Annotated in this window: 23 protein-coding genes; 9 read left to right on the top strand and 14 right to left on the bottom strand. The window is 67.1% G+C overall.

The window, feature by feature from the left end; genetic code table 11:
* Nucleotides 1-12 precede the first annotated feature (12 nt).
* Entirely contained in the window at nucleotides 13-624 is a 612-nt protein-coding gene (locus FHS55_RS13280; RefSeq protein WP_183190214.1) for a LysE family translocator, read from the bottom strand.
* 237 nt (nucleotides 625-861) lie between these two features.
* Between FHS55_RS13280 and FHS55_RS13275 the strand changes: the two genes are divergently transcribed.
* Nucleotides 862-1,146 carry a DUF2798 domain-containing protein gene (locus FHS55_RS13275; protein WP_183190213.1) on the top strand — a complete coding sequence of 95 codons (285 nt, stop codon included), beginning with the start codon at nucleotides 862-864 and terminating at the stop codon, nucleotides 1,144-1,146.
* 41 nt (nucleotides 1,147-1,187) lie between these two features.
* Here FHS55_RS13275 and FHS55_RS13270 read toward each other — a convergent pair whose 3' ends face one another.
* The 6 genes from FHS55_RS13270 to FHS55_RS13245 all read right to left on the bottom strand — a co-directional run bounded on the left by FHS55_RS13270 (nucleotide 1,188) and on the right by FHS55_RS13245 (nucleotide 7,425).
* Nucleotides 1,188-1,670, bottom strand: coding sequence for a hypothetical protein (locus FHS55_RS13270; RefSeq protein WP_246340109.1), 483 nt, complete (start codon nucleotides 1,668-1,670; stop codon nucleotides 1,188-1,190).
* Nucleotides 1,671-1,683: 13 nt separating this feature from the next.
* Nucleotides 1,684-3,681, bottom strand: coding sequence for an RNA polymerase sigma factor RpoD (gene rpoD, locus FHS55_RS13265; protein ID WP_183190212.1), 1,998 nt, complete (start codon nucleotides 3,679-3,681; stop codon nucleotides 1,684-1,686).
* Between the two features lie 220 nt (nucleotides 3,682-3,901).
* A complete protein-coding gene (gene dnaG, locus FHS55_RS13260) occupies nucleotides 3,902-5,842 on the bottom strand; it encodes a DNA primase (protein ID WP_183190313.1) in 1,941 nt (646 codons plus the stop codon).
* A gap of 86 nt (nucleotides 5,843-5,928) precedes the next feature.
* Complete coding sequence (locus tag FHS55_RS13255; protein ID WP_183190211.1) at nucleotides 5,929-6,234, bottom strand: AzlD domain-containing protein; 306 nt, start codon at nucleotides 6,232-6,234, stop codon at nucleotides 5,929-5,931.
* Nucleotides 6,231-6,953, bottom strand: a complete 723-nt coding sequence (locus FHS55_RS13250) for an AzlC family ABC transporter permease (protein ID WP_183190210.1) — start codon at nucleotides 6,951-6,953, stop codon at nucleotides 6,231-6,233. The genes FHS55_RS13255 and FHS55_RS13250 overlap by 4 nt, the downstream gene beginning before the upstream one ends.
* Nucleotides 6,954-6,966: 13 nt before the next feature.
* Nucleotides 6,967-7,425: a GatB/YqeY domain-containing protein gene (locus tag FHS55_RS13245; RefSeq protein WP_183190209.1), complete on the bottom strand. Its 459-nt coding sequence runs from the start codon at nucleotides 7,423-7,425 to the stop codon at nucleotides 6,967-6,969.
* Between the two features lie 266 nt (nucleotides 7,426-7,691).
* Here FHS55_RS13245 and carA point away from each other — a divergent pair, with 266 nt between their 5' ends.
* From carA to FHS55_RS13225, 4 genes are all read left to right on the top strand, one after another.
* Nucleotides 7,692-8,897 carry a glutamine-hydrolyzing carbamoyl-phosphate synthase small subunit gene (carA, locus tag FHS55_RS13240; protein ID WP_183190208.1) on the top strand — a complete coding sequence of 402 codons (1,206 nt, stop codon included), beginning with the start codon at nucleotides 7,692-7,694 and terminating at the stop codon, nucleotides 8,895-8,897.
* Nucleotides 8,898-9,091: 194 nt separating this feature from the next.
* Nucleotides 9,092-12,427 carry a carbamoyl-phosphate synthase large subunit gene (gene carB, locus FHS55_RS13235; RefSeq protein ID WP_183190207.1) on the top strand — a complete coding sequence of 1,112 codons (3,336 nt, stop codon included), beginning with the start codon at nucleotides 9,092-9,094 and terminating at the stop codon, nucleotides 12,425-12,427.
* A gap of 134 nt (nucleotides 12,428-12,561) precedes the next feature.
* Entirely contained in the window at nucleotides 12,562-13,035 is a 474-nt protein-coding gene (greA, locus tag FHS55_RS13230) for a transcription elongation factor GreA (RefSeq protein WP_183190206.1), read from the top strand.
* A gap of 80 nt (nucleotides 13,036-13,115) precedes the next feature.
* On the top strand, nucleotides 13,116-14,189 hold the full coding sequence (locus FHS55_RS13225; RefSeq protein ID WP_183190205.1) for a glycosyltransferase family 4 protein: 1,074 nt from the start codon (nucleotides 13,116-13,118) through the stop codon (nucleotides 14,187-14,189).
* Here the strand turns inward: FHS55_RS13225 and FHS55_RS13220 are convergent.
* Genes FHS55_RS13220 through FHS55_RS13205 form a run of 4 tightly spaced genes read right to left on the bottom strand, consistent with a single transcriptional unit; the run spans nucleotide 14,165 to nucleotide 17,437 of the window.
* Nucleotides 14,165-15,022, bottom strand: coding sequence for a glycosyltransferase (locus FHS55_RS13220; protein ID WP_183190204.1), 858 nt, complete (start codon nucleotides 15,020-15,022; stop codon nucleotides 14,165-14,167). The genes FHS55_RS13225 and FHS55_RS13220 overlap by 25 nt on opposite strands.
* Nucleotides 15,019-16,041, bottom strand: a complete 1,023-nt coding sequence (locus FHS55_RS13215; protein WP_183190203.1) for an ELM1/GtrOC1 family putative glycosyltransferase — start codon at nucleotides 16,039-16,041, stop codon at nucleotides 15,019-15,021. Before FHS55_RS13215 ends, FHS55_RS13220 begins: the two co-directional genes overlap by 4 nt.
* A 20-nt stretch (nucleotides 16,042-16,061) precedes the next feature.
* Nucleotides 16,062-16,964, bottom strand: a complete 903-nt coding sequence (locus FHS55_RS13210) for a glycosyltransferase family 8 protein (protein ID WP_183190202.1) — start codon at nucleotides 16,962-16,964, stop codon at nucleotides 16,062-16,064.
* On the bottom strand, nucleotides 16,961-17,437 hold the full coding sequence (locus FHS55_RS13205) for a winged helix-turn-helix transcriptional regulator (RefSeq protein WP_183190201.1): 477 nt from the start codon (nucleotides 17,435-17,437) through the stop codon (nucleotides 16,961-16,963). Before FHS55_RS13205 ends, FHS55_RS13210 begins: the two co-directional genes overlap by 4 nt.
* A gap of 312 nt (nucleotides 17,438-17,749) precedes the next feature.
* On the opposite strand from FHS55_RS13205, the gene trxB reads away from it, so the two are divergent.
* From trxB to FHS55_RS13190, 3 genes are all read left to right on the top strand, one after another.
* Entirely contained in the window at nucleotides 17,750-18,742 is a 993-nt protein-coding gene (gene trxB, locus FHS55_RS13200; protein WP_183190200.1) for a thioredoxin-disulfide reductase, read from the top strand.
* Nucleotides 18,743-18,789: 47 nt separating this feature from the next.
* Nucleotides 18,790-19,683, top strand: a complete 894-nt coding sequence (locus FHS55_RS13195; protein WP_183190312.1) for a LysR family transcriptional regulator — start codon at nucleotides 18,790-18,792, stop codon at nucleotides 19,681-19,683.
* Nucleotides 19,684-20,308: 625 nt separating this feature from the next.
* The gene (locus FHS55_RS13190) at nucleotides 20,309-21,811 is read left to right on the top strand and encodes a glycosyltransferase family 39 protein (RefSeq protein ID WP_183190199.1); all 1,503 of its coding nucleotides are present in this window, start codon (nucleotides 20,309-20,311) and stop codon (nucleotides 21,809-21,811) included.
* 35 nt (nucleotides 21,812-21,846) lie between these two features.
* On the opposite strand, the gene msrP is transcribed toward FHS55_RS13190, so the two are convergent.
* The 3 genes from msrP to FHS55_RS13175 all read right to left on the bottom strand — a co-directional run bounded on the left by msrP (nucleotide 21,847) and on the right by FHS55_RS13175 (nucleotide 24,866).
* Nucleotides 21,847-22,848, bottom strand: coding sequence for a protein-methionine-sulfoxide reductase catalytic subunit MsrP (msrP, locus tag FHS55_RS13185; RefSeq protein WP_183190198.1), 1,002 nt, complete (start codon nucleotides 22,846-22,848; stop codon nucleotides 21,847-21,849).
* 212 nt (nucleotides 22,849-23,060) lie between these two features.
* On the bottom strand, nucleotides 23,061-23,555 hold the full coding sequence (locus FHS55_RS13180; RefSeq protein ID WP_183190197.1) for a DUF992 domain-containing protein: 495 nt from the start codon (nucleotides 23,553-23,555) through the stop codon (nucleotides 23,061-23,063).
* Between the two features lie 108 nt (nucleotides 23,556-23,663).
* A complete protein-coding gene (locus FHS55_RS13175; RefSeq protein ID WP_183190196.1) occupies nucleotides 23,664-24,866 on the bottom strand; it encodes a pyridoxal phosphate-dependent aminotransferase in 1,203 nt (400 codons plus the stop codon).
* Nucleotides 24,867-25,011: 145 nt separating this feature from the next.
* Between FHS55_RS13175 and FHS55_RS13170 the strand changes: the two genes are divergently transcribed.
* Nucleotides 25,012-25,653: a glutathione S-transferase N-terminal domain-containing protein gene (locus FHS55_RS13170; RefSeq protein WP_183190195.1), complete on the top strand. Its 642-nt coding sequence runs from the start codon at nucleotides 25,012-25,014 to the stop codon at nucleotides 25,651-25,653.
* Nucleotides 25,654-25,752: the final 99 nt, after the last annotated feature.

The following is a 25,752-nucleotide window of genomic DNA, read 5'->3' as shown; positions in this document are numbered from 1 at the left end:
CGCCCCGCGGGGTCACCGTTCGGTGAGGGCGAGCTTGGCACCGAGGGCGACGAAGGCCACCGCAAAGCTGCGCCGCAGCCACGCCATCGCCGCTGGCCGCCCGATCAGCCGGTCCCGCACCGCCGCCGCGAACAGGCCATAGAGCGCGAAGACCACGAAGGTCATCGCCATGAACACGCCGGACAGTTCCAGCATGCGCTGGAGCGGGTGCGCCTCATTCACCGCGATGAACTGCGGCAGGAAGGCCACGAAGAAGACCGACAGCTTCGGGTTCAACAGGTTGAGCAGGATGCCGTCGCCGATCACCCGCAGCGGTGCCCGGCGGCGGCTCACCGCGCCGACCTTCAGCGGGCCGTCCGCTTTCAGCGTCTGCCAGGCCATGAAGAGGAGGTAGGCGACGCCCGCATATTTCACGCTCTCATAGGCGAGGGCACTCGCATGGAGCAGCGCCGCGAGGCCGCACAGCGCCGCCGCGAGATGGGGCACGATACCCAGCGTGCAGGCAAAGGCCGCGAGCACGCTCGCCCGTGGGCCCTGCCCGAGGCCCGCCGCCAGCGTATAAAGCGCGCCGGTGCCGGGCGAGGCAACGACAAGCAGGGTGACGAGCAGGAATTCGAGCGACATGGCCGGCACTCTCATGAGGGAACACCGCGACGCTAGCGCGCGGCCCAGGGGCGGCCCACCCGGAAAGGACAAGACAGGACTGGCGCGGAACACGCGGCTCGGCTATGAATGCCGCGCCGGTGCGCGTCGCGCATCCGGCCGTAAGCGTCCGACGTCAGGCAACGCATCCAACCCGGTTCCGGCCGGCGGATGCACTTGCCATCCGGATTGCCGGGACCATCCAAACGAGGATGGCCCATGCCGTCTCCTTCGATGCCCTCTCCTTCTTCGCCTTCCCGCGCGTCCTTCAAGCTGCCGGCCCGCTATGCCGGCATCGTGCTGCCCTTCGTGCTCTCGGTGCTGATGACCTTCGTCGTCTCCGCCATCGCCACGCTGCGCAGCCTCGGGCCCGGCCCGGATTTCCTCACGACCTGGCCCACCGCCTGGGGATTGTCCTGGCTGGTGGCCTTCCCGACCCTGCTCCTGGTGCTGCCCCTGGTGCGGCGGATCGTCGGCCTGCTGGTGCACGCACCCACGCGTTGAGGCGTCATCCGATCAGGTGGCGACACCTGATCGGTCGCCCTCTAGCTCTTGCCGTCATCGTCCATGACATGGAAGACGTGCAGCACGTGATGGATGATCGGCGCCAGCACGACGCCGGTCGCCAGCACGATGACGAGGCCGGAAAAAATCGCGTAGGTGCCGGCGAAAGCCTTGCCGGCACGGCTGTGCAATTCGCCCACCGGCCCCATGCCGGACAGGATCATCGCGGCGTTGAGATAGGCGTCGATGAGGCTCATGCCTTCGAAATACATGTAGCCGGCGATGCCGACGGCGAGGCCGAACAGCATGATGGCGAGCCAGACGACGACCGACCACGCCATCCGCACGATGAAGACGCGACGGGTCGCCAGCGGCTGGCCGAGATGCTCGAACCAGAAGCGCCGCGCGGAATCATCCGGCTGAGACGGCCGCGCCGGCCCCCCGGTCGCGGCCCCGCGGGTGGGAGCCTTGCCGGGCGTCACCTTGCCGGTCATGGCCTTGCGCGCCATGACCTTGCGCGCCATGACCGCCCGATCCTCAATTGTCGAGGAAGGACCGCAGCTTGCGGCTGCGCGAGGGATGCTTGAGCTTGCGCAGCGCCTTCGCCTCGATCTGCCGGATACGCTCGCGCGTCACCGAGAACTGCTGGCCGACTTCCTCCAGCGTGTGATCGGTGTTCATGCCGATGCCGAAGCGCATGCGCAGCACGCGCTCCTCGCGCGGGGTGAGCGAGGCGAGCACGCGCGTGGTGGTCTCGCGCAGGTTCGACTGGATCGCCGCGTCGATCGGCAGGATGGCGTTCTTGTCCTCGATGAAGTCGCCGAGATGTGAATCTTCCTCGTCGCCGATCGGGGTCTCGAGCGAGATCGGCTCCTTGGCGATCTTCAGGACCTTGCGCACCTTCTCCAGCGGCATGCCGAGCTTCTCGGCCAGCTCTTCCGGGGTCGGCTCGCGGCCGATCTCGTGCAGCATCTGGCGCGAGGTGCGCACGATCTTGTTGATCGTCTCGATCATGTGCACCGGGATGCGGATGGTGCGGGCCTGATCGGCGATCGAACGGGTGATGGCCTGCCGGATCCACCACGTCGCATAGGTCGAGAACTTGTAGCCGCGGCGGTACTCGAACTTGTCGACCGCCTTCATCAGGCCGATATTGCCTTCCTGGATGAGATCGAGGAACTGCAGGCCGCGATTGGTGTATTTCTTGGCGATGGAGATGACGAGGCGCAGGTTGGCCTCCACCATTTCCTTCTTCGCCTGGCGTGCCTCGCGCTCGCCCTTCTGCACCATCTGGACGATCTTGCGGAATTCCTGGATCTCGAGCCCGGTCTCGGTGGCGAGGGCGTGGATCTCGGAACGCAGGTCCTTGATCGCCTCCAGCTCCTGGCCGACGAAGCCCTTCCAGCCGCGCGAGGTCAGGTTTTTCACGCGGGCGATCCACTTGGGATCGAGCTCGGAGCCCTGGTACTGCTTGAGGAAGTCCTCGCGCGACACGCCGAAGCTCTCGCCGAGGCGCATCAGGCGGCCCTCCAGCGAGACGAGGCGCTTGTTGATGTCGTAGAGCTGCTCGACGAGGTTGTCGATGCGCGCCTGGTTGAGCGACAGCGACTTCACGTCGAGGATCAGGTCGTCCTTGAGCTTCTTGTACTTGCGGTCCTGCGAGGGCGACAGGCTCTCGTTCTTGAGCTTGGACTCGACGTTCTGGTCCTGCAGGCGGCGCAGCTTCTTGTAGGCGTCGGCGATGTTGTCGAAGGTCTCCAGCACCTTCGGCTTGATCTCCGCCTCCATCGCGGCGAGCGACAGGGAATTCTCCATGTCCTCGTCGTCGTCGGCGGCGATGCTCTCGCCAATGGTCTGCTCGCGCTCCTCGTCGCCTTCCGGCGCCAGCGAGCCGCCCTCGACGATGGGGCCATTCTTCGCCTCGGGACCGGCATAGGTCGCCTCGAGGTCGATGATGTCGCGCAGCAGCACCTTGCCGTCGACGAGTTCGTCGCGCCAGATGATGATGGCCTGGAAGGTCAGCGGACTCTCGCACAGGCCGGCGATCATCGCCTCGCGGCCGGCCTCGATGCGCTTGGCGATGGCGATTTCGCCCTCGCGCGACAGCAATTCGACCGAGCCCATCTCGCGCAGATACATGCGCACCGGATCGTCCGTGCGCTCGCCCGGCTCGGACTTGGTCTCCGAGCGGATGACCGCGCGGGGCGCCGATTCGGCAATCTCGCCGCCGGACTCTTCCTCGTCGTCCGCCGCCTCGGCCTGCTCCTCGCCCTCGGCTTCCGCCTCGGCCTCTTCCGCCTCGACCACGTTGATGCCCATCTCGTTGAGCATCGCGTAGATGTCCTCGATCTGGTCCGAGGTGTTCTGCTCGGATGGCAGAACCTCGTTCAGCTCGTCATAAGTGACATAGCCACGCTTCTTGGCGAGCTTGATCATCTTCCGGACGGCGGCATCCGAAAGGTCCAGCAACGGGCTATCCGGGGTGTCGCCATCCTTCTCGGGGGCTTCCGTCGCGTCCGCTGCCTGCTTCGCCATGCGTGTGCTCCTCATCCGCCGAACGCAAAACCGCTCCGGCGTCCCACGACGACCGGACGACCCGGCACGCCGCTTCTCCGACCCTCGACCCCGACCCGCACCCGCGCAAGCGAATGCGACGCAATCCCAAACCGCATCCGCGAGGGCGAATGCGACGCAAACGGGGCCACACGCTCCACGGCGTTTGCAGCGCACGCGGGCGGGCGACCCATGGATCCACCTACATCGACCGCGCCGGGCGGCCAGACGCGGCGCCGAACCCCTCTACCAAAGCTTCGGTTCCGTCAAGTGCCGCCAACTGTCTTTGTATATCGAGAAAGCGTGCCCAATTCATATCCGTGGGCTCCTCCGCGAGGCGTTTTTCCGCTTCCTTCAAGTCCTTAGATAGGGCGTGCGTGCGCCGGTGCAAGACCAGCCGCTGGCCCCACCAAAGTTCGACATCCGCGCGCGCCGCGTCGGCGAAGGCCGGCCAGTCATGCCGGGCCACCGCCAATTGCCGCAGCCGCGCCGCCAGCGCGCCCAAGCCCGCCGTCTCCAGCCGGGCAACCAGCGCCTGCGCATCCTCGCCCTCGCCTTCCATGTGGATGTCGAGCAGCGCCCGGCGCAGTTGCGCGGCCTCCCGGTTCTGCAACGGCATGTCGGCCAGCTCCTCGGCGAACTGGTCGAGCAGCCAGGGATGGTTCATCACCGCGAAAAGCAGCAGCGCCTCGTTGCGCGGCAGTTCCGCCGCCGCGCCGCGCACAAGCGCCGAGCGACGCATGCCCTCCCCCGCCGCGCCCGGCGCCGGACGACCCGAGCCGCGACCGAAGGGCTGCCGCCGGCCACCGCGCGAGTCGAAGCGCCCATTGCCGCCCCCCGAATCGCGACGCGACTGCACGCCCTGCTGCGGGGCGGAGATGAACAGCCGGCGGAAGCGCTCCATCAGTTCCACCCGATAATGCTTGCGCACCGTCTCGTCACCGATCACCCGCACGATCTCGCCGATGCGGGCCTCCAGCGCCGCGCGGCGCTCGGGGGTGTCGACGCTGGCGCTCTCCAGCTCGCGCGCCCACAGCACGTCGGCCAGCGGCTGCGCCTGCGCCAGCACGGATTCCACCGCCTCGCGCCCGCCGGCGCGCACCAGGTCGTCCGGGTCCTGTCCCTCGGGCAGCATGCCGAAGGAAAGGCTCACGCCGGGCTTGAGATGCGGCAGGGCGAGATCGAGCGCGCGCCAGGCGGCGCGCCGTCCCGCCTTGTCGCCGTCGAACAGCAGCAGCGGCTCGGGCGCCATCTTCCACAGGAGCGCCAGCTGCTCCTCGGTGAGCGCGGTGCCGAGCGGGGCCACCGCGCCGGGAAATCCCGCCTCGACCAGCGCGATGACGTCGACATAGCCTTCGACCGCGATGACCGGCGCGCCCTTGTGGGCGCTCGCGCGGGCGTTGAAGCCGTTATAGAGCAGCGAACCCTTGTGAAAGAGTGAGGTCTCCGGCGAGTTGAGGTATTTGGCCGAGACGTCCTTTTCCAGCGCCCGCCCGCCAAACGCCACCACGCGCCCGCGCAGGTCGGTGATGGGAAACATCACGCGGTCGCGGAAACGGTCATAGGGGATGGATATGTCCTCGGCCGAGACCAGCAGGCCGGTCTCCACCATGTCCTCGATCGAGACGCCGCGCGCGCCGAGCGCCTCCTTCAGCGCGAAGCGCTCCGGCAGCGCGTAGCCCAGCCGGAAACGCTGCTGCGTCGCCGCGCCGAGGCCCCGGTCGGCCAGGTAGCCGCGCCCCTTGGCGCCGCCACGGCTCTGCAGCATCGCCTCGAAATATTTCGTCGCCAGGTCCATCACCTCGTAGAGCGACTTGCGCCGGCTCTCGCGCACCTCCTCCTCGCGCGACTGCACCGGCATGGGCAGGCCGGCCATCGAGGCCAGCCGCTCCACCGCCTCGGGGAAGGGCAGGCCCTCCGCCTCCATCAGGAAATCGAACTGGTCGCCGTGCTTGCCGGAGGAGAAGCAGTGATAGAAGCCCTTCTGGTCGTTGACATAGAAGGAGGGCGTCTTCTCGGGATTGAAGGGCGAGAGGCCGCGCCATTCGCGCCCCTGCTTCTTCAGCTGCACACGCTTGCCCACCACCTCCGACACGGGGAGGCGGGCACGGATCTCGTCGAGGAACGAGGGCGGGAAGCGCATGATGATTCGGGAGCCTTCCACGGGGAAATCGAACGTCTCACGTCCCAAGCATAGCCCCGAGCCGGAGCGTCGCTTATCCCCGTTGTTCACATGCCAGTATAGCGACGATAGAGCGCCGCCGCGAGCACGCCGATCGCCATGGCGAGAAGCGCGCGGCGCAGCAGCACCACCGACACGAGCGTGGCGCCGACCGCGACGAAAGCAGCGCCCTCGCCCCGCACCGTCGCCGGCACCACCAGCGCCACCAGAACCGAACCGGCGAGATAGCGCAGGAACGCCTCGAGCCGGGGCGACATCGGCATGAAGCCCACGACCCAGAGGCCCCCGGCACGGGTCGCATAGGTGACGAGCGCCATCGCGAAGATGACCAGCAGGGTATCGCTCGTGTTCACGTCCGCCGCCCATGCTGGACAAGGCCGGCCAGACCGCCGGCGAGACCGCCAACCAGCACATGCCAGTTGGTCGGCAGCCACCACACCGCGGCCAGCGCGGCGAGCCCCGCCACCAGCCACGGCAGATCGTCGATCCGCTTGCGGTACAGTCCCACCAGGGTGGTGGTGAAGAACACGACCAGAACCAGATCGAGGCCATAGCGCTGCAGGTCGGTCAGCGTGACGTCGCCCGCCTCCGCGCCGATCACGGTCGCCACCAGCCACACGACCCACATGGCCAGCCCGCCGCCGACCATATAGCCGAGATCGCGCTCGCCGCGCGCCTCGGCGGCGATCAGCGCGGCCCAGTTGAGATCGCTGAGCACGATCATCGCCGCGTAGCGCTTCCAGGCGGATAGTCCATGCGTCAGCATGCGCAGCGACGCCCCGAGCAGGAGGTGCCGCGCATTGATGGCGAAGGTGGCGAGAAGCAGCGGCACCCACGGCACCGGCGCATGCCACAGGTCCAGCGCCGCGAATTGCGAGGCGCCCGCGAAGACGAGCGCGCTCATCAGCGAGGCCGCCCATCCCTCCAGCCCGGCCCCGCGCGCGGCAATGCCGAAGGCGGCGCCGAACACGAAGACCGGAATGAGAACCGGCAGCATCGCCCGCGCGCCGCGCCACACGCCAGCCAGTGTCAGCGTGGCGCGTCCGCCGCCGGGATGAAAGGGGGTAGCCATGGCGCGAAGTGCTTCAGCCGGCCGTCAGCAATGTCTTGACCGTGCCGCTCGCCTTGCCGAAATCCATCACGCCGGTATAGCGCTCCTTCAGCGCGGCCATGGTGCGACCCATGTCCTTCAGCCCATGCGCCTCGATCTCGTCGATCACGGCGGCGATGGCGGCCTGCGCCTCCGCCTCGGTCATCTGCGTGGGCAGGAAGTGCTGGATGACGACGATTTCCTCGCGCTCCTGGGTGGCGAGATCGGCCCGGCCGGCCTCCTCGTACACCTTGGCCGATTCCTCGCGCTGCTTGATCATCTTGGCCAGCAGGCCGAGCAGCTCGTCATCGGACAGCGGGTCCTTGCCGTGGCCGCGCGCCTCGATGTCGCGATCCTTGATCGCGGCGTTGACCAGACGCAGCGTGCCGAGGCGCCGCTTGTCCTGCGCCTTGAGGGATTCTTTGAGGGCGGTATTGATAGCGTCGCGCAGCACGTTCGTTGAGCCTTCCTGCAAAATCACGATGGCGCGCGGCGGAACCTGCATTCCGCGCTGCAACGCACGTCGCGAGACGATGGATGATCCGCCCCGCCCCCCCGGGTGGGTCGCCGTTCCCCGTTGCGCCAGCCGGCGCCAGCCGCGGGTGACCCGCCCGGCGACACAGCCATCCGCTCATCGAGGACCAGATGCGCAGCAAGGAGGCTGGCATCCGGCGCGGCAACGGACTAATTAGGGCACACAACGACAGGGAACAAGATCAGATGAGCGGTAGCGCTGAACAGCTCTCGGGAGACGACGTGTGGGCCGAGCCCCGTCCGACCGCCCTCCTCGTGCTCGCCGACGGCACCGTGCTCGAAGGCTTCGGCCTCGGGGCGACCGGCCAGGCGGTGGGCGAAGTCTGCTTCAACACGGCCATGACCGGTTATCAGGAAGTGCTGACCGATCCGTCCTATGCCGGGCAGATCATCACCTTCACCTTCCCCCATATCGGCAATGTCGGTACCAATGAGGAAGACATCGAGACCATCTCGATGGCCGGCGCCTCCGGCGTGCGCGGCGTGGTGCTGCACTCGCCCATCACCGACCCATCGAACTACCGCGCCACCCGCCATTTCGACCTCTGGCTGAAGGCGCGCGGCATCATCGCCATCTCGGGCATCGACACCCGCGCCCTTACCGCGCGGATCCGCGACGGCGGCATGCCCAACGCGGTGATCGCCCATGCGCCGGACGGCAATTTCGACCTTCCCGCCCTGAAGCAGGAAGCCGCGGGCTGGCCCGGCCTTGTCGGCATGGACCTGGTGCCCATGGTCACCTCCGCCCAGCGCTTCAGCTGGGACGAGACGCCGTGGCAGTGGCCGGAAGGCTACGGCCAGCAGACCGCGCCCGCGCACCATGTCGTGGCGGTGGATTACGGCATCAAGCGCAACATCCTGCGCCTGCTCGCGCGGGCGGGTTGCAAGGTCACGGTGGTGCCCGCCACCACCTCGGCCGAGGAGATCCTCGCGCTGCAGCCGGACGGTGTGTTCCTCTCCAACGGCCCGGGCGACCCGGCGGCGACCGGCGAATATGCCGTGCCGGTGATCCGCGAGATCATCGAGGCCGGCGTGCCTACCTTCGGCATCTGCCTCGGCCACCAGATGATCGGCCTCGCGGTCGGCGGGCGCACGATGAAGATGCACCAGGGCCATCACGGCGCGAACCATCCGGTGAAGGACGTCACCACCGGCAAGGTCGAGATCACCTCGATGAATCACGGCTTCGCGGTCGATCGCGACAGCCTGCCGGCCACCGCGCAGGAGACGCATGTCTCGCTGTTCGACGGCTCCAATGCCGGTATCCAGCTGACCGACAAGCCGGTCTTCTCGGTGCAGTATCACCCGGAAGCCAGCCCCGGCCCGCAGGACAGCCACTATCTCTTCGACCGCTTCATCGAGTTGATCGAGAAGACCAGGAAGGCGGCCTGAGCGCCGTCTCTCGCCTGCGGGGCGGGCGCTCGTGACGGGTGCCCTTCCCCCGCGAGGGAATCTGGTTTAAGGGAAGCCCCCAATTGCGGGGTAGCCCTCGCCCAGAAAGTTCAATCCGGGTCCGCCCAAGGACGCGTTGCACAGCGCGTCCTTTTTCGTGCGCCCGGACAATTGCGCGAGCCGCACGGGATCCGATGCCGAAACGCACAGATATTTCCACCATCCTCATCATCGGCGCCGGGCCGATCGTCATCGGCCAGGCCTGCGAGTTCGATTACTCCGGCACCCAGGCGTGCAAGACCCTCAAGGCCGAGGGCTACCGCGTGGTGCTGGTGAATTCGAATCCGGCGACCATCATGACGGATCCGGATCTCGCCGACGCCACCTATATCGAGCCGATCACCCCGGAGATCGTCGCCAAGATCATCGCCAGGGAGCGCTACGCGGTGCCCGGCGGCTTCGCGCTGCTGCCCACCATGGGCGGCCAGACCGCGCTCAATTGCGCGCTGTCGCTGCGCAAGATGGGCGTGCTCGACGAATTCAATGTCGAGATGATCGGCGCCACGGCGGAAGCGATCGACAAGGCCGAGGACCGCGAGCTGTTCCGCGACGCGATGACCAAGATCGGTCTCGACACGCCGCGCTCGCGCCAGATCAAGACCCTGCCGCAGGCGCTGGAAGCGCTGGACGAGATCGGCCTGCCGGCCATCATCCGGCCGTCCTTCACCATGGGCGGCCAGGGCGGCGGCATCGCCTACAACAAGTCGGAATATATCGAGATCATCGAGCGCGGCATCGATGCCTCCCCCACCAATGAGGTTCTGGTCGAGGAGAGCGTGCTCGGCTGGAAGGAATACGAGATGGAGGTCGTCCGCGACAAGGCGGACAACTGCATCATCGTCTGCTCCATCGAGAACATCGACCCGATGGGCGTGCATACCGGCGATTCGATCACCGTGGCGCCGGCGCTGACGCTGACCGACAAGGAATACCAGATCATGCGCGACGCCTCGCTGGCGGTGCTGCGCGAGATCGGGGTGGAGACCGGCGGCTCCAACGTGCAGTTCGCCATCGACCCGGAAACGGGCCGGATGATCGTCATCGAGATGAACCCGCGCGTGTCGCGCTCCTCGGCGCTGGCCTCCAAGGCGACGGGCTTTCCCATCGCCAAGGTCGCCGCGCGCCTTGCCGTCGGCTACACGCTGGACGAGATCGCCAACGACATTACCGGCGGCGCTACCCCGGCCTCGTTCGAGCCGACCATCGACTATGTCGTCACCAAGATCCCCCGCTTCGCCTTCGAGAAGTTCCCCGGCGCCGACCCGGTGCTGACGACGTCAATGAAGTCGGTCGGCGAGGCCATGGCGATCGGCCGCACCTTCCAGGAAAGCCTGCAGAAGGCGCTGCGCTCGCTGGAAACCGGGCTCACCGGCCTCGACGAGATCGAGATCGAGGGTCTGGGCCTCGGCGACGACAAGAACGCCATTCGCGCCGCCATCGGCACGCCGACGCCGAACCGCCTGCTGCAGGTGGCGCAGGCCATGCGGCTCGGGCTGAGCAACGAGACCATTCACGCCGGCTGCAAGATCGACCCGTGGTTCCTCGACCAGATCCGCGAGATTGTCGACACCGAGGCCAAGGTACGCGCGCACGGCCTGCCCAGGACCGCCGGCGCCTTCCGCCGGCTGAAGGCCATGGGCTTTTCCGACCAGCGCCTCGCCGGCCTCGCCCGCCTCACCGAGGAAGACGTCTCGTCCCGCCGCCGCGCGCTCGACGTGCGCCCGGTCTACAAGCGCATCGACACCTGCGCCGCCGAGTTCGCCGCGCCGACCGCCTATATGTACTCGTCCTACGAGACGCCCTTCGCCGGCGTGCCCGCGGACGAATCGCGCCCCACCGATGCGAAGAAGATCGTCATCCTCGGCGGCGGGCCGAACCGCATCGGCCAGGGCATCGAGTTCGATTATTGCTGCTGCCATGCCGCCTTCGCGCTGAAGGATGCCGGGTACGAGACCATCATGGTCAACTGCAACCCGGAAACGGTGTCGACCGACTACGACACCTCGGACCGGCTCTATTTCGAGCCGCTGACCGCCGAGGACGTGCTGGAGATCCTGGAGCGCGAGAAGACCGCCGGCACTCTGCACGGCGTCATCGTGCAGTTCGGCGGCCAGACCCCGCTGAAGCTCGCCCGGGCGCTGGAAGAGGCCGAGATCCCGATCCTCGGCACCTCGCCCGATGCCATCGACCTCGCCGAGGACCGCGACCGCTTCAAGACGCTGCTCGACAAGCTGAAGCTGCGCCAGCCGGCCAACGGCATCGCCTATTCGGTGGAGCAGGCACGGCTCATCACCGCCGATCTCGGCTACCCCATGGTGGTGCGCCCCTCCTATGTGCTGGGCGGCCGCGCGATGCAGATCATCCGCGAGGAAAGCCAGCTCGGCGACTACCTGCTCGGCACTTTGCCCGAGCTGGTGCCGAACGACATCAAGGCGCGCTACCCCAACGACAAGACCGGCCAGATCAACACGCTGCTCGGCAAGAACCCGCTGCTGTTCGACCGCTATCTCTCGGACGCCATCGAGGTGGATGTCGACTGTCTCGCCGATGGCACGGACACGTTCGTCTGCGGCATCATGGAGCACATCGAGGAGGCCGGCATCCATTCGGGTGACAGCGCCTGCTCGCTGCCGCCCTATTCGCTGAGCCCGCAGATGATCGGCGAACTGGAGGCGCAGACCCGCAAGCTCGCGCTGGCGCTGCAGGTCGGCGGCCTGATGAACGTGCAATACGCCATCAAGGACGGCCGCATCTACGTGCTGGAGGTGAACCCCCGCGCGTCGCGCACCGTGCCCTTCGTCGCCAAGGTGGTCGGCCAGCCGATCGCCAAGATCGCCGCCCGAATCATGGCCGGCGAGAAGCTCGCGAGCTTCGGCCTCACCCCCTTCACCGGCGACCATGTGGCGGTGAAGGAGGCGGTGTTCCCCTTCGCCCGCTTCCCCGGCGTCGACACCGTGCTCGGCCCGGAAATGCGCTCCACCGGAGAGGTGATGGGCCTCGACAAGTCCTTCGCGGTCGCCTTCGCCAAGAGCCAGCTGGGCGGGGGCACCAAGGTGCCGACCTCGGGCACGGTGTTCATCTCGGTGCGCGACGAGGACAAGGCGCGCATTCTCGACACCGCGCGGCTGCTGGTCTCGCTGGGCTTCAAGGTGATGGCGACCTCGGGCACGCAGCGCTATCTCGCGGAGAACGGCGTCACGGCCGAGAAGATCAACAAGGTGCTGGAAGGCCGCCCGCATATCGTCGACGCGATCAAGAATGGCGGCGTGCAGCTGGTGTTCAACACCACGGAAGGCGCGCAGGCGCTCGCGGATTCGCGTTCGCTCCGCCGTGCCGCCCTCTTGCACAAAGTGCCGTATTACACCACGCTGTCCGGAGCCATCGCAGCGGCTCGGGGGATCAAGGCCTATATTGGCGGCGATCTGGAAGTGCGCGCGCTGCAGGACTACTTCAGCTCCGATCACCATTGATCGCGCCCACGGCGCGCTCCGGCGATCGGGAACGACAGAAAAATCAGCCTGTCGCGGACGGTTCTTCGAGGCTTAAAGGCCCGGAGCACCCCCGCGGGGGCTTCATTTGCTTTTGGGAGGTCAGATAAAGACCGATGGAAAAAGTTCCGATGACGGCCGGCGGCCATGCTGCGCTGGAGAGCGAGCTCAAGCAGCGCCAGCAAGTCGAGCGTCCGCGTATCATCGAGGCCATTTCAGAAGCCCGTGCGCATGGCGACCTCTCCGAGAACGCCGAATATCACGCGGCCAAGGAACAGCAGGCGCTCAATGAGGGGCGCATCGCCGAGCTTGAGGACAAGCTCTCGCGCGCCGAGATCATCGATGTGGGCAAGCTCACCGGCGATGTCGTCAAGTTCGGCGCCACGGTGACGCTGATCGACGAGGACACCGAGGAAGAGCGCGTGTGGCAGATCGTCGGCGACATGGAAGCCGACGCCAAGGCCGGCCGCATCTCCATCTCCTCGCCGCTGGCGCGCGCGCTGATCGGCAAGAAGAGCGGCACCTCGGTGGAAGTGGTCACGCCCAAGGGCGCCCGCTCCTATGAGATTGCCGGCGTCCGCTTCGCCTGAAATCCCGCCGCCCGCGCCGCCTGGAGCGGGCGGCGCTCTGCCCGCCCCCCTGTCCCTGCCCCCTCATCCGCCGAGCCGCCATGCACCCGGATAAAGGCCCTGCCTGGCCGGAAGGCATCGAGGCGGTGGCGCCCAGCTTCAAGCGGCGCTTTTCCGGCGTGGTCGCAACCGTGATCGGCGTCGTCCCGGCGCAGGCGAAGCACCTTGCCATTCGCGCGCTCGGCCCCCTGCCCGATCAGGTGCCGCAACTGGGCTGGCGCCAGTTCCGGCTGGGCAGCTGGCGGCGGCCGAACGGGCGGCGCTGGCGCATCTGGCACGCGCGGCGCGACACCGAAATGATGTTCGGCATCCTGCTGCGCGATGTGCTGCGCCAGCCGTGGAAGCTCATCTTCACCTCCGCCGCGCAGAAGCGCCATGGCCCGTTCCTGCGCTTTCTCATCGCCCGGATGGACCGGATCATCGCGACCTCGCCACAGGCGGCCTCCTATCTCGACGTGCCCGCCACCGTGGTCATGCACGGCGTCGACACGCAGCGCTACCACCCCGCGCCTGACCGCGCGCTGGCCTGGAAGGCCACGGGGCTGCCCGGCCGCTACGGCATCGGCGTGTTCGGCCGGGTGCGGCACCAGAAGGGGCAGGACCTGTTCGTCGAGGCCATGGCCGAATTGCTGCCGCGCTATCCCGACTGGACCGCGGTGGTCATCGGCCTGTCGACGCCGACGGAACAGCCCTTCCTCGCCGGCCTCAAGGCGCGCATCGCGCAGGCCGGGCTCTCCGAGCGCATCCTCATCCTCGGCGAACAGCCAATCGCCAAGATGCCGGACTGGTTTCGCTGCCTGTCCATCGGCGTCATTCCCGCGCGCTGGGAAGGCTTCGGGCTGGTGCCCATCGAGGCCATGGCCAGCGGCACGCCGGTGGTCGCCGCCCGCTCGGGCGCCGCGCCAGATCTGGTGAGGGAGGGCGTCACCGGCCATCTCGTGCCGGTCGACGATCAGGCCGCGCTCACCCGTGCGATCGATCGCCTGATGGGGCTGGATGAGGAGGCCCGCGAGGCGGTGGGTCGCGAGGCGCGCGCGCATGTGCTCGCCGAGTTCTCCATCGAGCGCGAGGCCGAGAAGATCAACGCGGTCTATGAGGAGATCTGGCGCGGCTGAGGCGGCTCGTCCTCGCTCCGCCCCCGTTCCTGCCGCGACAGCGCCGCCCGCGCGCCGTCCCGCCCGCGCTTCCAGTAATCGCGCACCCAGTCCACCGGTCCGAAGCCGGGCCGCATGCGCGTGCCCCAGGCGCCCGCCCCGTCCTCGGCCACTTCCAGCGGCTTGGGCGCGCCGTGGAACACCACCACGGCCGCTCGCGCCGGCTTGCGGATCCGCTTGAACAGCAGGTTGAGCGGGTAATGCGGCACGAGGTGGCGGCGGAACGAGACCGCGAAACCGGGCGGGAAATAATGCCGATCGCGCGCCTTGATGCCGATATAGAGCTGGTCGTTCTTCACCAGCGCATAGGCGGCGTCCGGGTTCGCCATGACATCGAGATACAGGTGATCCTGCTCGCCCGGCCGCCACGCGACCATGGAACTCTGCGCCCCGCGATCCGGCCGCATGGAGACGGGTAGCAGTTCCCACACATTGGGGTTCCATTCGCGCAGCACATGCAGGCCGGGGCGCGCGCGCACATGGGCGATGATCGGATCGAGCGAGCGCAGGATCACGATATCGAGGTCGAGATAGACGGCGAGGTCGACGCCCCGGAGGATACCCGGCGCGAACATGCCCAGCTTCGGCCAGCAGCCGCGCCAGCGCAGCGCGAGCGCGCCGGTGGCGGGCAGGTCCGCGACCTCCACCTCGGGGCGCAGCCCGTCCGGCCGGTCGGTCAGGCAGATGAAGCGGAACGGTTCGCTCACATGGTCGGCGACACCCTGGTAGAGGATGTTCACATCCTCCGCCGGGTAGGCCTCGCCCCATTTGATGCAGACGAAGGCGAGCGTCATGACGCGGTTTCCGGAAAGGTGAGGCCAAGCATCGGGGCAATGGCACGGGCAATCACGTCGCGCGCATTCTCGGGCGGCGGAACGAGCCGCGTGAGCGTCGCGGCGAAGAGATCGGGCGTGACGGTGGCCATCGGCAGAATGGCGAGGTGCGGACCGGCCATGCCGGCGATGACCTCATTGGCGTAGTGCTTGTGCACGACCCGCGACTTGAGGGCAATGACCGGCCGGCCGGCGGCCAGCCCCTCGGCCAGCATGCTCATGGAATCCTCGGTCACGACCACCGCGTCCGCCCCGAACAGATCCCGCACCGAGCCCGCGCCGGCATCGCGATAGTCGAGGAACTCCAGCGCACCCGCCAGCGCCAGCGCCTTCAAGCGATCGGAGACCGCGTCGGGCGTGCGGCGGGAATTGGCGATGCGCCAGCGCACGCCGTAGCGCGCCGCCAGCGCCGGCACGAAGGCCAGCAGCGCCTCCCACTCGTCCGCCGGGAATTCGCGCCGATAGGCCGAGCCGCCGATCAGCAGCGCGAGCGCGGCCCCCTTGAGGTCCTCCGGCCGGCGCAGCAGGCGCGGGGCACCATAGGCGTCGCGATCGATGGTGGAAGGGATCGGCGCATAGGCGGCGCCGGGATCACCCGCCTGCCGCGGCGAGGCGACGAGACTGAGTGTGAGCGGACCGGGCTCGTAGCCGTCGAGAGGCCCGGCAAAGATGAACGGCACGCGGAAATGGCGCGACAGCAGCAGGCCGGCGGCGATGGTGGGCCAGCCCGAGGCGACGATGACATCCGGCCGCGCCAGCGCGTCGAGATCGATGCCGTACATCCACCTCAGCCAGAAGCGCGCATCGCGGCCGAAACGGCGCATGACCAGCTTGCGCATGTCGCTGCTGGCGAAGCGCGCCGGGCGCACCTCAAGCCGCGCGACCTCGACCGGAGTGAGCCGGGCAATGGCGAGCGCCAGCCCCTCGGCCTGATGGAAATGGCCGGGCTTGGCATCGCGCAGGACCAAAACGCGTTTCATGTGGCGCCGCCCGGAATCCCTCAGGCCGCGGCAGGCGAAAACAGCCGGCGCACGCGCGCCACCAGCCGCTTGATCTTGCGCACCCGCTTCTCGATCTTGCGATCGAGCTTGCCCTTCATGGTCGCGCCGGCATAGGCCGTGTTCGTGCGGTGCGCGAGGAAGATGTCGCGCGCGGGGTGCAGCGAATCGGCGTGGTTCGGCTTGATCTGGCCGATATAGTGGATGATGCCCGCGCCCGCCCAATCGACCGGCGGGCCCTTGTAGTGCCCCTTCTCCAGCCGGCGGTGGAGGTTCCAGCGCTCGTCCAGCACCAGCCACTGGCCGCTCAGCGCGCCGTTCAGCGCATCCTGGTCCAGCACCGGCAGGTTCGGGTGCTCGGCGGCGAATTGCGAGGCCCGTTCGGTAAGCTTCTCCTCGCGCCATCTCACGAGGTCGATGAGAAGGATGCCGGCGTTGAAATAATTGGTGTCCGGCGGCAGGCCGATGGCGAGGTTGCGCTCGAAATGGCGGTTCTCGCGGCGGCGGGCATCGTCGTGAACGGCCCCGACGGCAAGGCCCTGCATGTCGATGTCGCGCAGCGGCCTGAGGCTGTCGTTCACGATGGCGTCGCAATCGATATAGAGCAGCCGCGTTTCGCCCGGATCGACCTTGAACGGCATGAGGAAGCGGGCATAGGTGGTGCGCGACACATGCAGGGAGATCGGCATGCCGGCGAGGTAGCGCATGTCCTCCTCCGTCAGGTCGATCATCACCAGATTGTCGAGAGGATAGCTCGCCCGCAGCGCCGCCTTCTCCGCCGCGGTGAGGCGGTCGCCGAAGACATAGACCTTCGTGTAGTCGTCCCGCGCATTCGCCGCGAGCGAAGCCAACATGACGGCCGTCAGCTCGACGTAGCCGGAATCGGTCGCGGTGGCCACGATCATGGGGAAACGCCCTCCATCGGCACCACGGCCGCATCCTTGGTCTGCTGGAGCGTGAGGGCGGTCTTCACGTTGCGCACGTTCGGCGCGCCTGTCAGTTCCAGCACGAAGTTCTGAAAGGTCCGCAGGTCCGGCGCAACACAGAGCAGGATGAAATCGGTTTCGCCCGACAGCATCCAGCAGGAGCGCACCAGCGGCCAGCGTCCGACCTGCGCGGCGAAGGCGTTGAGGTCGCCCTCGGCCTGGCTGACCAGATGCACCATGGCGAAGGCCATCAGGTCGAAGCCGAGCTTCTTCTCATCCAGCAGGCCGCGATAGCTCTTGATGATGCCTTCCTCTTCCAGCGAGCGCACGCGGCGCAGGCAGGGAGGCGCGGAAATGCCGACGCGCTGGGACAGCTCGACATTGGTGATACGCCCGTCATCCTGAAGCTCGCGAAGAATGTTCCAGTCGATCGCGTCAATTCGGCGGGGCACGCGACATCTCCGTTTGCGGCGGCCGAGACGGCGCGCCCTTCGCAGCTGCAAAATAGACGAGAAGCCGCGCAGAGCAATTATCTTGCGCGCGGCTCCTGCGCAATCTTCCCTCTGGAAAACTGGTCGGTCGAAACGTCATCTTCAGCAGTGCCCTTGCAGTGCAGCGTGGCAGCTCCTACATTTTCGCATGGCTGCCTTGGGCCCGCCTTGCGACGGGCGCATGAGTCACCATGTCGCGTTATCCCATCCGGGTCGCGTTATCCCATTCGGGCAACGGCCGCGCGCCGCTGCCGCCTTTAGAGCGAGAGCAGCATGTCGTCGGCCACCCGTCCGGCTTCCACCCCGGGCACCAACCATGTGAAGGTGTTGATCATCGGCTCCGGGCCCGCCGGCTACACGGCGGCGGTCTATGCCGCGCGCGCCATGCTGGAGCCGGTGCTGATCCAGGGCATCCAGCCGGGCGGCCAGCTCACCATCACCACCGATGTTGAGAACTATCCCGGCTTCGCCGATCCGATCCAGGGCCCGTGGCTGATGGAGCAGATGCAGGCCCAGGCGGAAAAGATGGGCACGCGCATCGTCTCCGACATCGTGACCAAGGCCGATTTCTCGCGCCGCCCCTTCCGTCTGGAGACCGATTCCGGGCAGGTGTGGATTGCCGAGACGGTCATTCTTTCCACCGGCGCGCAGGCCCGCTGGCTGGACCTGCCCTCCGAGCAGGCCTATCGCGGCCACGGCGTCTCCGCCTGCGCCACCTGCGACGGTTTCTTCTACCGCGGCCGGCAGGTGATCGTGGTCGGCGGCGGCAACACCGCCGTCGAGGAGGCGCTGTTCCTCACCAATTTCGCCTCCAAGGTCACGGTGGTGCACCGCCGCGACAGTTTCCGCGCCGAGCGCATCCTGCAGGAGCGGCTCTTCGCCCATCCCAAGGTGGAGGTGGTGTGGAACGCCGCTCTGCACGAGGTGAAGGGCGAGGACGAGCCGCCGCATGTGACCGGCGTGGTGCTGAAGGACGTCGTCACCGGCGCGCTGCACGAGCGGGCCGCGGACGGCGTGTTCATCGCCATCGGCCACGCCCCGGCCACCGACCTGGTGGCGGGCCAGCTCAAGCTCAAGCCGTCGGGCTATGTGTGGACGGCGCCCGATTCGACGCAGACCTCGGTCGAGGGCGTGTTCGCCGCCGGCGACGTGGCGGACGATGTGTTCCGACAGGCGGTGACGGCGGCGGGCATGGGCTGCATGGCGGCCCTCGAAGTCGAACGATTTCTCGCGGCGCGTGAGCCGCTGGCCGAAGCAGCCGAGTGAAGCGGGAACCCGGGCGGATGGAAAACAAGGCGAACCGGGCACGCGACATGGATTGGGACAAGCTCAAGGTTTTCCACGTGGCGGCGGAAGCCGGCTCCTTCACCCATGCGGGTGAAGCGCTCGGCCTCTCGCAATCGGCGGTGAGCCGGCAGGTTTCGGCGCTGGAGCAGGAACTCAACATCCCGCTATTCCACCGCCACGCGCGCGGGCTGATCCTGACCGAGCAGGGCGACCTGCTCTACCGCACCGCGCACGAAGTCTTCATGAAGCTGGAGGCCGCGCGCGCCAAGCTCACCGACTCGCGCGAGAAGCCGAATGGCGAGCTGCGCGTCACCACCACGATGGGCCTCGGCACCCACTGGCTGACGGCGCGCATCGGCGAGTTCCTCGAACTCTACCCCGATATCCGCATCACGCTGATCCTGACCGACGACGAACTGGACCTTGCCATGCGCGAGGCGGACGTCGCCATCCGCCTACGCCAGCCGGTGCAGCCGGACCTGATCCAGCGCAAGCTGTTCACCGTGCATTTCCACGCCTTCGCCTCGGCCGAATATCTCAAGCGCAACGGCCATCCGCGCACGCTGGACGAATTGGAAAAGCACCGCATCATCCTGCTCGGCGGCCCCATCCCCTCCTATTTCCAGGCGCTGAACTGGCTGGAGCGGGCGGGCATCGAGGACGGGCAGGAAGGCCGCATCCCGGCCCTGTCGGTCAACAACGTGCTCGGCCTCAAGCGCGCGGTGGAGCGCGGCGTCGGCATCGGCATCGTGCCGGACTATCTGCTGGAGGATTCCGCCACGCTGGTGCAACTCTTCGCCGAGCGCACCACGCCGACGCTGGAAGCCTATTTCGTCTATCCGCAGGAAATGCGCTCGGTGGCGCGCATCCAGGTATTCCGCGACTTCCTCGTCGCCAAGGCGCAGCGCTGGAATTTCTGAGCGCCCGCCCCTCCCCGCCGCCGACCGACCAAACCGCGAACGATCGATCCGACCCGAGCCGCGTCCCTCTTGGGATGCGGCCGGCGGCGCTTACGTCAGGCGCCGCGCGCTCGTGCCGACAGAGCGGAGCATGAATTTTAGGCATTCATCCGAATGCCCAAAGCCTGTTCCAGACACATGAAGCTTTGGATTCACGCTACATGCAAGCCGTATTGCAGCGGTCGCAGGATGGAAGCACGACATTTTAATTCTATTATTCTTTCCAGAACGACCGTTTCGGTCCGTATTGCGCGCCACTAGCCACTTCAATTGCGCATGCCTGGTATGCAGGCATAAATTATTGCAAGTTGCCCGCGCATTGAGCATATTCAGGACGACACCGATGCATCTGCTTCGGCTGTTCCCCTCTGGAAGGTTCGCCGCTCAGGCGGCGATACTTAGCCGGGCTCTTTCGAGCCCGGCTTTTTTTTGCCTTCTCCCCATTTTTCCCCCGCCGTCACCGCAAGCCGCCGACGCAGGCCGCCGACGCTCGCCGCATTCCGCCATTGGCATTGCATCCCATTGGCCTCACACTGCGCGGGGGATGGGCCATGCCGCTCGCAGAGTGGCAGGTCGGGGGGCTGGCATGATGCGGGCCGTGCACGACAAATACGCCGTCGCCCTGCTCATGGTGCTGTTCTGGGCCGGAGCGCTGTGGCAGGCGGATCTGCCCGGCCTCTACATGGACGGCATCAACCCGGATTATCTCGCCGCCCGATTCTTCAATCGCGCCCTGCCCAACGCCGTCTGGATCCTGCCGGCAAAGGGCCCGATCCTGCTCGGCTCGCTCTATCACGGGGTGCAGAACTATTATGTCGACCTGCCGGTATTCTGGCTGCTCGGCATTTCGCTCCTCTCGATCCGCATCGCCCAGTCACTGTTCGGCGCGGCGATCGTTCTGCTGTTATACTTCCTTGCCGTCCGGGTGACGCAGAACCGCCTTGTCGCGCTCCTCGCGGCGGCGCTGCTGGCCACCGACATCGCCTTCCTCGCCTCGTTCCGCACCCAGTTCTACATCGTGCTCGGCGGCGAAGCCTGGCTGTTCGCGAGCCTGCTGGCGCTCTGGTCGCGCCATCGGGCCGGGCCGCTGCTTTCCGGCCTGTTCTTCGGGCTGGCGCTCTACGGCTATTTCGTCCTCGCCTTCTTCCTGCCGGCGATGATCGTTCTGGTGCTGGCGCAGCCGCGGCGTCCTGTCCGGCTTTGGGCGGGCGGAGTGGCGCTCGGCCTCCTGCCCTATGTGCTGGGCTATGTCTTCCTGTTCCGCGCCATCGGCGGCGTCTCGTCGGGCATGCGGGACCTCACCAGCCGATTTAGCGGCGCCGCCCCGCTTTCCGCCCCGGAATCGCTTTGGGAGCGGATCGAGGGCGCGTTCGCCCTGACGCGCCTTGCCATCACCAATGGCGGCAACGAAGCGATGATCTTCAGCGAGGCCCTCGGCAGCCCATGGGGAGAGCTCAAATTCGCGCTCTTCGCGGGGATTCTCGTCCTCGCCCTGCTCCGCCTGCGCTGGACGCCGCCGCATCGGCTCATCGTGCTGCTGCCGGTCTCCTACCTCATCTGCGCCACCCTGCTCGGCAGCCGCCTGTGGGTGCACCATTACAGCGTGCTGGTGCCCCTGGGCTACCTGCTGCTGGCGGTCACGGTGGGCGACCTCGCCCGCGACCGGCGGTTCCTGGCGGTATCGGCCATGGCCGCGCTCGCGCTGCTTGCGGTGAATGTCGGCCAGTCCGTCGGCTTTCACCGGGAACTGGCGGAAACCGGCGGCGTGCGGAAACAGTCCGACGCGCTGACCCGGCTGGCACAGAATGCGCGCGAGCGGCCACCCACCCTCTATGTGTTTCCCGAATGGGGGTTCTTCATGTCGTTCGCGCTGCTCACCGAGAACCGCGTGCGCTATGTGCTCGACCCCGCGGAGATCACGCGCGAGGCCTGCGCCTGCGATCAGGTGGCGCTCGCCTATTGGAACGACGCCGATACTGCGGGCTACCGCTCGCTGCTGGAGGCGAAGAACCTCCGCAACATCGAGACGACCGCCTACGCGCAGCGCGACGGTCGCCCGGCCTTCCACCTCATGACGGGCACATTCTGAGGTGCCCGCCGCGCAGCGCAGCGCCGCGCCGGCGTTCACATGAACAGTTTCTCGTTGCCGAGGCCGGCATAGAGCCCGGCCACCTGCTCGCCATAGCCATTATAGATGAGCGTGGGCCGCCGCTCGCCGGTGCCGATGTCGCGCTCGGTGGCCTGGCTCCAACGGGGGTGCGGCACGGCCGGGTTCACATTGGCCCAGAAGCCGTATTCACGCCCCTGCACCTGTTCCCACAACCCGACGGGGCGCTCCGCCACGAAGGAGATGCGCACGATCGACTTCACCGACTTGAAGCCGTATTTCCACGGAACGGCGAGGCGCAGCGGCGCGCCGAACTGGTTCAGCGCCGGCTGGCCATAGGCGCCGGTGACGAAGAAGGCGAGATCGTTGGTCGCCTCCGCCATGGTCAACCCGTCCACATAGGGCCAGGGGTAGATGAAGCGGTTCTGAGCCGGCGCAACCTTCGGATTCACGAAGGTTTCCATGCGGATATATTTGGCGCCAGACAGAGGCTTGGCCCAGGCGACCAGTTCGCGCACCGGGAAGCCGGTCCACGGAATCACCATCGACCACGCCTCGACGCAGCGATGGCGATAGACGCGCTCTTCCAGCGGCATGGCGCGGATGATGTCGTCGATCCCGACCTCGCGCGGCTGCTCGACCAGCCCATCGATCTTCACCGTCCACGGCCGGCGCGGCATGCGGGAGGCGGCTTCCGCGCACTGGTAGTTGGTGCGGTCGGAGCCGAATTCGTAGAAATTATTGTAGTTCGCGGTGATGTCTTCCGGCGTGACCGGCCGGCCGCCGGAGGCGAAGGCGGGGTTGGCCTTGGCGGGATAGAGATCCCGGGTCGGGTCGTTCGCCGGATCGCCGGGCGCGGTGGCGGCTTGCGCGGGCGCAAGGGCACCGGCAGCACCAAGACCGGCCGCGGCCAGCAGGCCCACGCCCGCCCCCATCAGATGGCGACGGGACAGATAGACGGATTCGGGAGTTGCGGCGGATTCCGGCAACTCCCAGGACTGCCGGCGACGGATATGCATCGGGATCTCCCTCGGATGATCGATAGAGAGAATACGCGACGTCGCGCCGGATTATTTCATCGCCCGCGATCAACTGAGCGTGCGCGATGCAAAAAGGCCCGGCGCGAGGCCGGGCCTTTCGATGCCGTGGAGCCGCGTGCGGGCCGGGAAAACCGGCCGCGCCCGCTGCCTTGTCTGCACGCGCTCAGAAGCGCGAGCTCACTTGCACCCGCTCACTTGGAGGTGAGGCGCAGATCGCCCACGCCGACGGCGAGGTTCACGCCGGTCTGGCCTTCGACGCTGACGGGCTGCAGGGCGATGGTCTTGTTGGAACCGCCGACGAGCACGTTGCCCGCCACGCCCACGCCGAGGGCGACGCTGCCGGCCACGCCGACATAGGTGCCATCGAGGTCACGCCCGACCACGCCGCGCGACGGCGCCAGAACGCTCCACACCAGCGTGTTGCGGCCGGTCACGCCGATATCGAGGCCCCAGCGGCGGATGCTGCCCTCATAGCTGAACTTCTTGCCCTTGGGGGCACGGAAGGTGCATTCCAGCGTGCGCTTGGAACCGATGATGAAGCTCACCGACTTCGAGCCGTTGCACTCGAGCACGCCGACCTGAACGCGGCTCGGGCTCTGGGCCGAGGCCGGAGCCGCGACGAGACCGGTGAAGCCGGCAGCGAGGGAGGCCGCGAGAAGGCCGCGCGACAGAACAGTACGGATCATTGGTCAATCTCCACAATGCGCATGAACCGGCTCTCGGGAACCGGCGCCCCACCGCCATGCAGCGGCACCGACCGGGGCGCGCCGCCCGGTCGGCTGTCTCAGGTAAACTCAGCGCAGCGAGCCGCAGAAGCGTTGGATGCGCAGGCACGCCTCCTCCAGGTCCTTGGTGGCGGTCGCATAGGAAATGCGGAACGCCGGGCCAAGCCCGAAAGCGGAACCATGCACCACTGCAACGCCTTCCGCTTCCAGAAGTTCGCTGGCAAATGTCTCGTCGTTGTCGATCACCTTGCCCGAAGATGTCTTCTTTCCGATGACGCCGGCGCAGGAGGGGTACACATAGAACGCCCCTTCCGGCTTCGGGCAGGTCAGCCCGTTGGCCTGGTTGAGCATGGAGACCACGAGGTCGCGGCGCTCCTTGAACACCTTGTTGTTCGCGGCAATGAAGTCCTGCGGACCGTTCAGCGCCTCGACCGCCGCCCACTGGGCGATGGAGTTGGGGTTCGACGTCGACTGCGACTGCAGCGTGCCGATGGCCTTGATCAGCTCTTCCGGGCCCGCCGCATAGCCGATGCGCCAGCCGGTCATGCAATAGGCCTTGGAAACGCCGTTCATGGTCAGCGTGCGATCATACAAGGAGGGCTCGACCTGCGCCGGAGTGACGAACTCGAAATCGTCATAGACGAGATGCTCGTACATGTCGTCGGTGAGAATCCATACATGCGGATACTTCACCAGAACATCGGTGAGCGCCTTCATCTCCGTCCGGTTATAGGCCGAGCCGGTCGGGTTCGACGGCGAGTTGAAGATCAGCCACTTGGTCTTCGGGGTGATCGCCGCTTCCAGCGCTTCCGGCTTCAGCTTGAAATTGTCCTCGAGCCGGGTCTCGATCGCCACCGGGGTGCCGCCGGCGAACTGCACGATATCCGGGTAGGACACCCAGTAGGGCGCGGGGATGATGACCTCGTCGCCGGCGTCCAGGGTGGCGACCAGCGCGTTGAACAGCACCTGCTTGCCGCCCGTGCCGACCGTGATCTGGCTGGGCTTGTAGGTGAGGCCGTTCTCGCGCTTGAACTTGGCGACGATGGCCGCCTTCAGCTCGGGGATTCCATCCACCGCGGTATAGCGGGTCTGGCCATCGCGGATCGCCTTGATCGCGGCTTCCTTGATGTTGTCCGGGGTCTCGAAGTCGGGTTCGCCGGCCGCCAGCGCGATGACGTCACGCCCAGCCGCTTTCAGCTCCCGCGCCTTGTTGGAAATGGCGATGGTCTGCGACGGGTTGATGCGCTTCAGGGCGGCGGATATCAGGCTCATGGCCGAACTCCCTTGAGGTGTTTTGCGCGCGACAACTAGTCGAGCCCTTGCGTGCCGGCAAGCGTTTCCCCACCTGCGGGGTGGCAGAGCGACACGATAGGCTGCCGCCGATACTTCTTTTTGCGATTCTGCCGGGAATTTGCGCGTGCTGAAACTCCACTCCATGCAGAGTTCCGGCAATAGCTACAAGGTCCGGCTGCTGCTGGCGAAGCTGGGGCGCCCGTTCCAGCTTGTCGATGTCGACGTGCTGCGCGGGGAGAATCGCACCCCCGATTTCCTGATGAAGAATCCCGAAGGCCGCGTTCCCCTGCTGGAACTGCCGGGCGGGCGCTTCCTCGCCGAATCCAATGCCATCCTGTTCCATCTGGCGGAAGGCACGCCTCTCCTGCCGGCCGAGGCGTTCTCGCGCGCGGAAGTGCTGCGCTGGATGTTCTTCGAGCAGCACAGCCACGAGCCCGCCATCGCCGCCGCGCGATTCTGGCTGAAGCTGGTGCGCGGGGGTCGCGAATTGCGCACGCACGATGTCGACCGCTGGATGGAGGAAGGCTATGGCGCCCTGCGCATCATGGAGCGACACCTCGCGCGCCGGCCCTTCTTCGTCGACGATCGGCTGAGCATTGCCGACATCGCGCTGTACGCCCATACCCATGTGGCGGGCGAAGGCGAGTTCGATCTCGCCACCTTCCCCGCGCTCAACGCCTGGCTCGCCCGGGTCGCCGCCGCGCCGGGCCATGTCGATATCGGATGGCGACCCGCGACAGCCCGGCAAATGGTTAGCAACATTTAACTATTTGCCCCGAAATGGCCCCGAAATGATACCGGGACCAGCAAAGTCGCGCCGGAGCCGGGCCGGGTTCCGCGGCGAAGTTGGGTCCTGTCGGATGCA

The organism is Ancylobacter tetraedralis, from assembly GCF_014195655.1.
GTDB classification, from domain to species: Bacteria; Pseudomonadota; Alphaproteobacteria; order Rhizobiales; family Xanthobacteraceae; genus Ancylobacter; species Ancylobacter tetraedralis.
Note: the sequence above shows the minus strand (reverse complement) of the source record. Positions and strands in the feature narration are given on the sequence as shown.